We start from the raw sequence: 12,423 nt of genomic DNA, 5'->3' as shown, positions 1-12,423 counted from the left end.
AAGGAAATCCTTGGATGACAACTTTTGGAGCAAATTACATTGATATTAAAGATGGAGATTCAGGAGAATTTTTACCTTATGCTTCTTTAGGAAGATATATTGGAAAAGGATTTAGCTTAGAGCTTGCAGCTTCAGGTAATAAAGTTAATAGACCTTGGGGTACTGGTGCTGAAGCTACATTTTTTGCTATAGATATGAATGTAAGATATGATTTAAATAATGCATTTGGAGATACAAAATGGTTTGACCCATTTTTATATACAGGTATAGGACAAAATTTTTTAGCTAGTGAAGATGGTTTAGGATTTAAATTAGGTTTAGGGTTTAATGCTTGGTTTAATGATAATATTGGAATGACTATTAGAAGTGAATATAGAAAAGTGAATACTCCAATTGATTTTGAAATGTATCAACATTCAATTGGTTTAGCTTGGAGATTTGGTAATTCTGATACTGATGGGGATGGAATTAGAGATAGAGATGATGCGTGTCCTAGAATTGCTGGTTTAGCTGAATTTAATGGATGTCCAGATAATGATGCAGATGATGATGGTGTTAAAGATTGTTGTGATGAGTGTGGAGAAGTAGCAGGGTTATTAGAATTTAATGGTTGTCCTGACACAGATGGAGATGGAGTAGAAGATAGAGAAGACGCTTGTCCTGAGATTCCAGGTTTAGTAGAGCTTAATGGTTGTCCAGATAAAGATGGTGATGGTGTGACAGATGCAGAAGATAAGTGTCCAGATGTATTTGGACCAGAACCTAATAGTGGTTGTCCTTATATTGATAATGATGGTGATGGTGTAATTGATATTTTAGATAAATGTATTACAGTTCCAGGACCAGCCTCTAACGATGGTTGTCCAGACAATTTCATAGATCAAAAAACAGTGGATGAAGCATCAAAAGGAATTAATTTTGACACAGGGAAATTCTCGTTTAAACCAGGTGTAATTGAGATTTTAGATGAAGTAGCAGTTCTTTTAAACCAAGATTATGCTTTACAGTTTAAATTTGCAGTAGATGGTCATACAGATAGTACAGGTTCAGAAGCTAGGAATATGACTTTATCAAATGCTAGAGCCAATGCAGTTAAAGAATATTTAATAAGTAAAGGTGTAGATGCAGCTAGATTATCAACTAAAGGTTTTGGAGAATCAACACCAATTGATACGAATGCTACAAAAGCAGGAAGATTAAATAATAGAAGAGTTGAAATTAAAGAAATTAAGTAATTAAAATTCAGTATTTCAATAAAAAAAGCCAACTTACAAGTTGGCTTTTTTTATTGATATTTTACTTTAGAATCCAAAAATGGAAGGTATAAAAATATAAAAGACAATAAATCTAAGATAATTTTGTATTTTTGTTGATGAATTTAGGCTAGAGCGCTTATTTTTGCAAAAAAGAACATTAAATTAAAATTTTTAAAAATGAAACATTTAAATGTAGCCTTATTGGCTTTATTACTAATTACTGGTTTCAGCAATGTAAATGCACAAGATGAAAATAATCCTTGGGCAGTAGGTATAGCTGTAAATGCGGTAGATTTTTACCCAACAAATGCAGGCCTTGAAGGTCATGGAGCTTGGTTTGATGAATTTATTAATACAACAGATCATTACAACATTCTTCCTTCAGTTAGCAAATTTACTGTAAGTAGATATTTAGCAGACGGTTTTAGTTTCGAAGCTGCCGGATCGTTAAACAAAATAACTAAAGTAGGAGATAACACAACAAGTGAAATGTCTTACTACGGCTTAGACGGAGCTTTAAAGTATGATCTTAATAAAGTAATTGGAGATACATCTTGGTTTAATCCTTATGCATCTGTTGGAGGTGGTTACACTTGGCTAGATAATTTAGGAACAAGTACTTTTAATGCAGGTTTAGGAATCAACTTTTGGTTCTCAGATAATTTAGGAATGAATCTTGAATCAAAATACAAACATTCTTTTGAAAGTAGTATTGTACAACATTTTCAACATTCTATAGGTGTAGTATTTAAATTTGGTGGAAACGATACAGATGGTGATGGTGTATATGATAAATTTGATGCTTGTCCAGAAGTATTCGGTTTAGCTGAATTCAAAGGTTGTCCAGATTCAGATAGTGATGGTGTAATTGATTCTAAAGATGACTGTCCTAATACTGCAGGTTTAGCAGCATTAAATGGTTGTCCAGATGCTGATGAAGATGGAATTGCAGATAAAGATGATGCTTGTCCAAATGCTAAAGGAACAAAAGCAAATAATGGTTGTCCTGATACAGATGGAGATGGTGTTGTAGATAAAAATGATAGTTGTCCACAAGTTGCTGGTCCAATTGAAAATAAAGGATGTCCTTGGCCAGATACTGATAGTGATGGCGTTTTAGATAAAGATGATAATTGTGTAAATGAAGCAGGTCCTGCATCTAACAATGGTTGTCCACAAATTACTCAAGTTGAAGTAGCTAAATTAGAAGAGTTATTTAAAACTGTTTATTTTGATTCAGGTAAAAATTCATTTAAAACTGAAACCATGTCTAAGTTAGATTTGGCTTCTGGAATTATGACTAAATACTCAACTGCTAAATTTAGCATTTCAGGTCATACTGATAGTACAGGAAGTAAAGCACGTAACCAAGAATTATCTGAGAGTAGAGCAAATGCAGTAAAAGATTATTTAGTTTCTAAAGGTGTTTCTGCTAGTAATTTAACTGCTAAAGGATTTGGTGAAGATATGCCAATAGCTTCTAATAATACAAGATCTGGTAGATCTCAAAACAGAAGAGTTGAAGTGAAATTAGTTAACTAAACTAGTTTAATTTTAAGTCAATAATTTTAGATTATTAGACTAAGATATTTTAATTATAAAAAACCATTCATTTGTGAATGGTTTTTTTATTTTTATAGAATTAAAAAAGTTATATGAATTCATTTATTTCAAGAGTTGTTAAAGATATATTTAAGAAACAAAAAAAGTATAAAAATTTAATATTTGTACTTCCTAGTCAGCGTTCTTGTGTTTTTTTAAAAGAAGAAATTTTAAAGCAATTACCAACAGCATCTTTTTTACCTAAAATTATTAGTATTGAAAATTATATTCAAGAAATTAGCGATATTAATTTAATTAATAACACACAACTACTTTTCGAATTTTATAGCGTTTATAAACAAAATATACCAAAAGAAAATATAGAGTCTTTTGATGCTTTTTCGCAATGGGCAACAATCGCATTACATGATTTTAATGAAATTGACAGCTATTTAGTAAACTCGGAATATTTTTTTACAAGTTTAAGAGATGTCAAACGTTTAGAAGAATGGTTTCAAGATAAAAAACCTAGCCAATTAGCAATTAATTACTTACAATTTTTCGAGTATTTACATATTTTATATAATGAGCTTAACAAAAGCCTTAAAAGTAACAAATTTGGGTATCAGGGTTTTATTTATAAAGAAGCAACAAAAAATTTAGAATTTTACATAAAAAATAATATAGATAATCATATTGTGTTTGTTGGGTTTAATGCGCTTAATAAAGCTGAAGAATATATTTTTCAAGAATTATTAAACAATAACATAGCTTCAGCTTATTGGGATGTAAATGAAACTATATTAAGCAGTTCTAATGAAGCAGGTGTTTTTTTAAGAAAATATAAGAGCGAATGGGTTTACTATAAAAAGAACCCTCTTTTATGGGTAGATAATGAAAATTTATTAAATAAAAATATAAATTTAATAGGTGCGCCGAAAAATAACACGCAAATAAAATATACGGGAGAAATCATTTCTAAATTAAAAAATTTTAACAAAACAGCCTTGGTATTAGCTGACGAAAATTTACTTAACCTTACGTTAAATTCTCTTCCAAATAATGTAAAAAATATTAATATTACTATGGGATATGCATTAAAAGATATTCCAATAGCAAATTTGTTTGATAAGCTATTTAAATTACATTTAAATCAACAAAAATTTAATAAAGTTAATAATCACGAGTTTTATTATAAAGATGTTTTAAATGTTTTAAATGATCCTTTTTTAAATAAATTATATGCTGAAATTCTTCAAAAAATCAGCAATAAAATAAAAAGTGAGAATAGTATATTTTTAAGTGTAAAAACATTTAAAAAATCTATTTCTTCTGAAGAAGTAAAAGAACTTTCATTATTGTTTTCATTGTTTGAATTTTCAACAGATATGAATGTTATTATTAAACAATGCACTACTTTAATAAGTAAATTAAAAGAATTTACTGTTGGAATTGAAAAAGAATATTTATTTCGTTTTTATACTATTTTTCAGCAATTAGAAACATTAAATTTAAAGTATAAACATATTACAAATTTAAAAACGCTTACCTTATTTTATAAACAAATTTTACAAAATGAAAAGCTATCTTTTCAAGGTGAACCATTGAAAGGTTTACAATTAATGGGAATGCTAGAAACTAGAGTTTTAGATTTTGAAACCGTAATTATAACATCGGTTAATGAAGGAATTTTACCAGCTGGAAAGAACGATTTTTCATTTATACCTTTTGATGTAAAAAAACATTTTGAACTACCAACCCATCAAGAAAAAGATGCAATTTTTTCCTATCATTTTCAACGATTATTACAGCGATCAAAAAATATATTTCTAATTTATAATACAGAATCAGATAGTTATGGATCAGGAGAAAAGAGTAGATTTTTGACACAGATTGAAATTAATAATCCAAACATTACAAAAACAATTATTAGTCCTAAAGTTCAACACTCAGAGGTTTCTTTACTTCAAATTGAAAAAACTCCAATAGTTTTAGAAAAATTAAAAGAAGTGTTTATTAAAGGAATTTCGCCATCAGCATTAACAACGTATATTTATAATCCAATTTCTTTTTATGAACAAAAAGTGTTAGGTATAAAAGATGATAATGAAGTTGAGGAAACCATTGCTGCAAATACAATGGGCTCCGTAATACATGATGTTCTAGAAGATTTATACAAACCTTATGTTGGAAAATTTTTAAAGAAAGAGAGTATTGTTGAAATGCAAAAAAAATGCAATACGTTGCTTATAAAATATTTTGAAAAACACTATCTAAAAGGTAATATAGAAACGGGTAAAAATAAGTTAATTTTTGAGGTTAGTAAAAACCACATTAATCGTTTTTTAATGCAAGAACTGAAATTACTAACACAAAATAAACAATTAAAAATTATAGCTTTAGAAGAAAAATTAGCAGCTGAAATAAAAATTGAAGATGTTAAATTTCCTATAAGAATACATGGAATTGTTGACAGAATTGATGAATTAGATGGTGTTACTAGAATTATTGATTATAAAACAGGTAAAGTTGAAGCTAAGCAATTAAAAATGGTAGATTTTACCGTGATGAAAGATGATTATAAATACACAAAAGCAATGCAAGTTATGTTGTATTCCTACCTATACTCATCAAAAATTAAAAAAGTAATTTTACCGTTAGAAAGTGGTGTTATTTCATTTAAAAATTTAAATTCGGGATTTTTAAAAATGAACTTTTCTGATAAATATAGAGGAGTAGATAATGAAGTTTCTAAGGAAAGAATACAAGATTTTATGCTTGAAATTAAAAATTTAATACGTGAAATTTTAGATGTGAAAAAACCATTTATAGAAAATATAAACTTACCATTTTAAATAAAATTTATGCGAATAATTAAAAACGAAATAGTAAAAAGTACGTGTCATTCAAAACCAATTGTGACAGATGTATTTTTTATAAAAAATAATATAAAAAAGCCAATTGTTATATTTTGCCATGGTTATAAAGGCTACAAAGACTGGGGAGCTTGGAATTTAGCAGCAAAATTTTTTGCTAAAAAGTCATTTTTTTTTGTAAAGTTTAATTTTTCTCATAATGGAGGCACCATTGAAAACCCAATTGATTTTCCTGATTTAGAAGCTTTTGGTCAAAATAACTTTATTAAAGAATTAAATGATTTAGATGATGTTGTTGAATGGGTGTTAAATAACCCAGATTATAAAAATGAAATTAATACAGAAAATATAATATTAATTGGACACTCACGAGGAGGTGGAATAGCAACAATTAAAGCATCAGAAAATAAAAAAATAACGAAGCTTATTTCTTGGGCTGGAGTTTCAGATTTTGGAGCTAGGTTTCCAAAAGGAGAACAGTTAATAGCTTGGAAAAAACAAGGTATTTCATATATTTTGAATTCAAGAACAAATCAAAAAATGCCACACTTATATGAGTTTTATCAAAACTTTAAAGAAAATGAAAGTCGTTTAACAATAAAAAATGCTGTTGGGAAATTAAAAATTCCACATTTAATTATTCAAGGGGAAAAGGATGAAGTAGTATTACCAATTGAGGCTAAAAATTTGCACGCATGGAATCCTAAGAGTGAACTTATTTTTATTGAAGAAATGAATCACCCTTTAGGATGTTCACAACCTTATAAAAATTCTACAATGCCAATTTATTTAAAAAAAGCAGTTAAACATAGCATTGATTTTATTTTTCAGAAATAACAGTTAGAATGATTGTAAAGGCTTCAATATTAGATTTAGAACAATTATATTTAATTACAAAAAGTTATGCAAAATATATGATTGAAAATAATATTTTTCAATGGAATGAAAACTATCCATCTAAAGAAATATTAAAGAAAGATATTGAATTGCAACAAATATGGAAATTACAAGTAAATGAAATTATTGTTGGATTAATTGTATTAACTGAAGTTGAAGATAAAGAATACCTAAAGGTGAAGTGGTTAACTAAAAATTACAAAAATCTATACATTCATCGTTTAGCTATTCACCCAAATTTTCAAGGACAAGGATTTGCTCAAAAATTAATGGATTTTACCGAAAATTACGCATTTAAAAATAACTACAAATCAATTAGGCTAGATACATTTAGTAAGAATAAAAGAAATCAAATTTTTTATAAAAAACGTAATTACACGAAGCTAGAAACAATTTATTTTCCAAACCAAAGTGAGTTTCCATTTTTTTGTTATGAAAAAGTTTTAGATGTATAAAAAATCAAACATAACTTTTAAAGGAATTAATAAATTAGCCATTCCGGCAATTATATCGGGAATTGCAGAGCCGCTACTTTCAATTACAGACACAGCCATTGTTGGGAATATTCAAATAAATCCTACTGAAGCATTAGCTGCAGTTGGTATTGCAGGTTCATTTATTTCGGCCTTAGTGTGGATATTAGCTCAAACACGTTCAGCAATTTCAGCTACTATTTCCAAATATTTAGGTGCAAAAAAATTAGATGAAATTGCCACATTACCCGCTCAAATTATTGCTATTAATTTACTTTTAAGTATCATAATTTATGTGACTACCGTATTTTTTGCCAATGAAATTTTTAAATTATACAATGCAGATGGACTTATTTTAAATTACGCTGTTGACTATTTTAAAATTCGCGCTATAGGTTTTCCATTAACGTTGTTTGTATTTTCATCATTTGGCGTTTTTAGAGGACTTCAAAATACATTTTGGCCTATGGTAATTAGTATTGTTGGTGCTGTTTTAAACATCGGTTTAGATTTTGCGTTAGTTTATGGAATTGAAGGTTTTATCAATCCAATGAATGTAAAAGGTGCAGCTTGGGCAAGTGTAATTTCACAAGCAGTTATGGCTATTTTAGCGCTTGTTTTAATAGTAAAAAAAACACCATTTAGTTTAAAACTTACTTTTCCTTTCAATAAAGAAATTAAAAACTTATTAGCTATTAGTTTTAACTTAATTATAAGAGCAGTCGCTTTAAATGTTGCCTTGTATTTAGCAAATTCGTATGCTACAAAATATGGAGATAATTATATTGCAGCACAAACAATTGCTTTTCAAATTTGGTTATTTTTTGCCTTTTTTATTGATGGTTATGCAAGTGTTGGAAACATAGTTTCAGGTAAATTATTAGGTGAAAAAAATTATAAGAAAATGTGGAGATTGAGTATCAAATTAAGTAGATATTCAATAATTATTTCACTAATACTTGTGGTAATTTGTGCTCTTTTTTATTATCCAATTGGTGCTCTTTTTTCGAAGGAAATACTAGTATTAGATTCTTTTTATAGTATTTTTTGGATTGTATTAATTATGCAACCAATTAATGCTGTAGCCTTTGTTTTTGATGGAATTTTTAAGGGACTTGCGGAAGCAGTTATCTTAAGAAATTTACTTTTAATTGCTACTTTTTTTGGATTTTTACCCGTACTTTTAATTGGAGATTATTTCAATTTAAAGTTATATGCTATTTGGATAGCTTTTACTGTTTGGATGGTATTAAGAGCTGGAATTTTAATTGTAAAATTTAGACAAAAATATTTACATAAAAACGCGTAACTTTACGCATTATGAGTAACGGAAGTTTATACACACATATTCAAAATAAGATTGCAACTATTGAGTTTAGCCACCCAGCAAGCAATTCTTTTCCAAGTGAGTTGTTGAGCAGATTAACAGCTTCACTAAATGAATTAAGTTGCAATAATGATGTTCATGTTATTATTTTAAAAAGCGAAGGAGAAAAGACTTTTTGTGCTGGTGCTTCATTGAATGAATTAGTAGCTATTTCAAATATTAAAGAAGGAAAGCAATTCTTTTTAGGGTTTGCCAATGTAATAAATGCTATGAGAAACTGTTCAAAATTAATTATTGGACGTATTCAAGGAAAAGCTATTGGAGGCGGTATTGGTTTAGCTGCAGCTTGCGATTATTGTTTCGCTACAGAACAAGCTTCCATAAAATTATCAGAACTTACAATTGGTATAGGTCCATTTGTAATTGAACCAGTAGTTACAAGAAAAATAGGATTAGCTGCTTTAAGTGAACTTACTTTAGATGCTACAAGTTGGCAAAATGCTTATTGGGCAAAAGGAAAAGGTTTGTATGCTAAAGTTTTTGAAACTATAAAAGAGCTTGATTTGGAAGTTGATATTTTAGCCAATAAACTTTCTAGGTACAATATTGAAGCTTTAAAAGAAATGAAAATAATTTTATGGGAAGGTACTCAGAATTGGGATATATTATTAGATGAACGAGCTGAAATTAGCGGAAGATTAGTCCTTTCTGAATTCACAAAAAAAGCATTACAAAAATTTAAGAAATAATAAATGTTAGCAACTTTTATAGCAGTTTTACAACAAGTAAATATTGAAGAAAAAATTAAGAATGCTCCTGATAATAGATATGAAATTGGAGTTGCAATTGCCGCCTATATACCATTTGTAGTTCTTGCTTTAGTAGCATATTTTATATATTATAAAGCGAAAAACAGAAAAGATTTAGACGATTAATTTAGTTAGAAACAAATGAGTAATATTAGAATAACAAAACAATTTTATTTTGAAACTGGTCATGCATTGTATGGTTACGATGGTAAATGTAAAAATGTGCATGGGCATAGTTACAAACTATCTGTTACCGTAATTGGAACACCAATAAGTGATTCAACCAATGTAAAGTTTGGAATGGTTATAGATTTTGGAGATTTAAAAAAAATTGTAGCTTCTGAAATAGTTGATAAATTTGATCACGCTACCGTATTTAATAAAAATACACCTCATATAGAATTAGCAAATGAATTAGAAAAAAGAGGCCATAATGTTATTTTGGTAGATTATCAACCAACTAGTGAAATGATGTTGATAGATTTTGCAGAGAAAATTAAAAATAATTTACCTAAAACTATCCAATTACACTCTTTAAAATTACAAGAAACTGGAACTTCAAATGCCGAATGGTATGCTTCAGATCAGTAATTGATTAAGTTCCGTTAAAAGTATTCATGGTATTGTTTAAACCAGCAGTGCCAAATGATTTTATTAATTTACACGAAGTTTCTAATCGCTCAGGAAGTAGTTTATATTCATCGTCATCCCATTCTCCTAGCACAAAATTAGATTGACGCCCTTTCGAAAATTCAGAACCAACACCAAATCTAAAACGAGCATATTTTTGAGTTTGTAAAATTCCGTTGATATCTTTTAATCCATTATGGCCACCATCACTTCCTTTTGCTTTTACCCTAATTGCGCCAAAATTTAAATTTAAATCATCGCAAATAACCAATAAATTCTCTGAAGGAATTTTCTCTTTTGTTAACCAGTATTTTACAGATTTACCACTTAAATTCATAAAAGTTGAGGGTTTTAATAAAATAAATGTTCTTCCTTTAAACCTAAATTTAGCAATACTTCCTAATTTTACACTTTCAAACTTAATTTCTTCATTTGAAGCTAATTCATCTAAAATTTTAAACCCAATGTTATGGCGCGTGTTATTGTATTTTTCACCAATATTTCCTAAACCAACAATTAAGAATTTTTTCATAGAATTAGCTGTTGTAGTTTTGTTTTTAGATTTAAATTGAAGTTTTATAAACTGAAACAATTGCATTTAGCAAAAGTAATAAAAAGATTGTTGTTCTTTTTAAAAGAAAAAGCGTTGCAAATAGCAACGCTTTTATTATTGTTTTATGTAAGAATGGATTATTCTGTAGCAGTTTCTTCAGTTGCTCCTTCTTCAGTTGCTCCTTCTTCAGTTGCTCCTTCTTCACCTTCTTCTTCCTCTTCTTCTTCAATAGCTGCACGAGCGGTTCTAACTTGTACAACAACAGAATTTTCTGGGTGTATGATAGAAAATCTATCATCTGCTAATTCAGAAACTATTAATTTAGTACCAATTCTTAATTTAGAAATATCAGCATTAATAAAGTCTGGCAAGTCAGCAGGTAACGCTCTTACACTTAATTTACGCATAGGAAAACTTAAAGAACCCCCATTTATAACACCTGGAGAACTACCAACTAATCTTACAGGAATATTCATAGTTACCATTTTATCATCAAATAATTGGTAAAAATCAATGTGTAAAATTTTGTCAGTAACAGGGTGAAACTGAATATCTTGTAAAATTGCATGATACTTAGTTCCTTCTATTTCAATCGTAGCAGTATAAACGTTTGCTGTATACACTAATTTTTTGAATGAAGTTTCATCCGCTGAAAAGTGTAATGGTTTATCCCCTCCGTATAATACGCAAGGTACCTTTCCAGCATTACGTAAGGCTTTAGTTGACACTTTACCCACGCTTTCTCTTTGAGATCCTGAGATTGTAATTGATTTCATTTATTTATCTATTTATTAATTATTTACATTAAAAATTGTCCGCTTATTGAAGTGTTATCTTGTACTTTATGCATAACATCCGCAAACAAAGGCGCGCAAGTTACAACTTTTATTTTAGAACTTTCTCTTTTTAAAGGGATTGTATCAGAAACTATTAACTCTAACAATTTAGAGTTTTCAATACGCTCGTAGGCTTCTCCTGAAAGTATTGGATGCGTGCAAATTGCACGTACACTTAATGCTCCTTTTTCTATCATTAAATCTGCTGCTTTAGCAAGTGTTCCTCCTGTGTCAATCATATCGTCAACTAAAATAACATGACGATCTTTTACATCACCAATTAATTCCATTGTGGAAATTATATTAGCTTTTAAACGTTGTTTATAACAAATTACTACTTCACTTTCTAAAAATTTTGAATATGCATACGCACGCTTTGAACCTCCCATATCAGGTGAAGCAATTGTTAAGTTTTCTAACTTTAATTGATGAATATATGGTAAAAAAATTGTTGAAGCAAACAGATGATCAACAGGTTTTTCAAAAAAACCTTGAATTTGATCTGCGTGCAAATCCATTGTCATAATTCTTGTAGCACCAGCAGTTTGCAATAAGTTTGCGACTAATTTAGCTCCAATTGCTACACGAGGTTTATCTTTTCTATCTTGTCTTGCCCAACCAAAATACGGAATAACAGCTGTAATATGACGAGCTGAAGCTCTTTTAGCAGCATCTAACATTAATAACATTTCCATTAAATTATCTGAACTTGGAAATGTAGATCCAATAATAAAAACTCGTCTACCTCTAACAGATTCTGCAAAAGCGGGTTGAAATTCACCATCACTAAATCTGGTTACTACTACATTCCCAAGTTTTGAGCCGTAGAGTTTGGCAATATTTTCAGCTAATTCTTTACTTTGTGAGCAAGCAAAAATTTTAGGTTTTAGATAAGGACTCTCCATTTTTTAGTTGTGTTAATTAGTTGATTTTTTTTGTGTTGTTGTTTGTTGAGTGCAAATTTAAAATTATTTAAACGGTTATAGTATAACTTAGTGAAGTTTTTATCATTTAGAAAAAAATAATTCTTAAATTTGCATTCCAAATTACAATTTTGCCTCGATGGCGGAACTGGTAGACGCGCTGGATTCAAAATCCAGTTCTTTCGGGAGTGCGGGTTCGATTCCCGCTCGAGGTACTTAAAAGCTGAAACATTAATGTTTCAGCTTTTTTACTTTAGAAAAAGTAAATTAAAAAAATAAAGAAGTGTATTTCACACTCCTT

Annotated in this window: 12 protein-coding genes and 1 tRNA gene; 10 read left to right on the top strand and 3 right to left on the bottom strand. The window is 28.9% G+C overall.

Annotated elements, in window-relative coordinates:
• From QM495_RS08225 to QM495_RS08185, 9 genes are all read left to right on the top strand, one after another.
• Positions 1-1,235, top strand: a 1,235-nt coding sequence (locus QM495_RS08225; protein ID WP_408671627.1) for an OmpA family protein, incomplete at its 5' end; no start/stop codon positions are given.
• Positions 1,236-1,433: 198 nt separating this feature from the next.
• A complete protein-coding gene (locus QM495_RS08220) occupies positions 1,434-2,798 on the top strand; it encodes an OmpA family protein (protein ID WP_408671626.1) in 1,365 nt (454 codons plus the stop codon).
• A 113-nt stretch (positions 2,799-2,911) separates the two neighbouring features.
• Positions 2,912-5,653: a PD-(D/E)XK nuclease family protein gene (locus tag QM495_RS08215; RefSeq protein ID WP_408671625.1), complete on the top strand. Its 2,742-nt coding sequence runs from the start codon at positions 2,912-2,914 to the stop codon at positions 5,651-5,653.
• Positions 5,654-5,662: 9 nt separating this feature from the next.
• Positions 5,663-6,511 carry an alpha/beta hydrolase family protein gene (locus tag QM495_RS08210; RefSeq protein ID WP_408671624.1) on the top strand — a complete coding sequence of 283 codons (849 nt, stop codon included), beginning with the start codon at positions 5,663-5,665 and terminating at the stop codon, positions 6,509-6,511.
• 8 nt (positions 6,512-6,519) lie between these two features.
• On the top strand, positions 6,520-7,026 hold the full coding sequence (locus QM495_RS08205) for a GNAT family N-acetyltransferase (RefSeq protein WP_408671623.1): 507 nt from the start codon (positions 6,520-6,522) through the stop codon (positions 7,024-7,026).
• Positions 7,019-8,353, top strand: a complete 1,335-nt coding sequence (locus QM495_RS08200) for an MATE family efflux transporter (RefSeq protein WP_408671622.1) — start codon at positions 7,019-7,021, stop codon at positions 8,351-8,353. Before QM495_RS08205 ends, QM495_RS08200 begins: the two co-directional genes overlap by 8 nt.
• Positions 8,354-8,364: 11 nt before the next feature.
• A complete protein-coding gene (locus QM495_RS08195) occupies positions 8,365-9,120 on the top strand; it encodes an enoyl-CoA hydratase/isomerase family protein (RefSeq protein WP_408671621.1) in 756 nt (251 codons plus the stop codon).
• Between the two features lie 3 nt (positions 9,121-9,123).
• Positions 9,124-9,306, top strand: coding sequence for a hypothetical protein (locus QM495_RS08190; RefSeq protein ID WP_408671620.1), 183 nt, complete (start codon positions 9,124-9,126; stop codon positions 9,304-9,306).
• Positions 9,307-9,321: 15 nt separating this feature from the next.
• On the top strand, positions 9,322-9,771 hold the full coding sequence (locus QM495_RS08185) for a 6-pyruvoyl trahydropterin synthase family protein (RefSeq protein ID WP_408671619.1): 450 nt from the start codon (positions 9,322-9,324) through the stop codon (positions 9,769-9,771).
• A gap of 4 nt (positions 9,772-9,775) precedes the next feature.
• Here the strand turns inward: QM495_RS08185 and pth are convergent, their stop codons facing one another.
• The 3 genes from pth to QM495_RS08170 all read right to left on the bottom strand — a co-directional run bounded on the left by pth (position 9,776) and on the right by QM495_RS08170 (position 12,104).
• Positions 9,776-10,342 carry an aminoacyl-tRNA hydrolase gene (gene pth, locus QM495_RS08180; protein ID WP_408671618.1) on the bottom strand — a complete coding sequence of 189 codons (567 nt, stop codon included), beginning with the start codon at positions 10,340-10,342 and terminating at the stop codon, positions 9,776-9,778.
• Between the two features lie 158 nt (positions 10,343-10,500).
• Entirely contained in the window at positions 10,501-11,139 is a 639-nt protein-coding gene (locus tag QM495_RS08175) for a 50S ribosomal protein L25/general stress protein Ctc (protein WP_408671617.1), read from the bottom strand.
• 23 nt (positions 11,140-11,162) lie between these two features.
• Positions 11,163-12,104 carry a ribose-phosphate pyrophosphokinase gene (locus tag QM495_RS08170; protein ID WP_408671616.1) on the bottom strand — a complete coding sequence of 314 codons (942 nt, stop codon included), beginning with the start codon at positions 12,102-12,104 and terminating at the stop codon, positions 11,163-11,165.
• Between the two features lie 151 nt (positions 12,105-12,255).
• Between QM495_RS08170 and QM495_RS08165 the strand changes: the two genes are divergently transcribed.
• Positions 12,256-12,337 (top strand) — tRNA-Leu (locus tag QM495_RS08165).
• Positions 12,338-12,423: the final 86 nt, after the last annotated feature.

The organism is Lutibacter sp. (genome assembly GCF_046055765.1).
GTDB lineage: Bacteria > Bacteroidota > Bacteroidia > Flavobacteriales > Flavobacteriaceae > Lutibacter.
The sequence above is the reverse complement of the archived record's forward strand: the minus strand, read 5'-3'. Positions and strand labels throughout refer to the sequence as shown.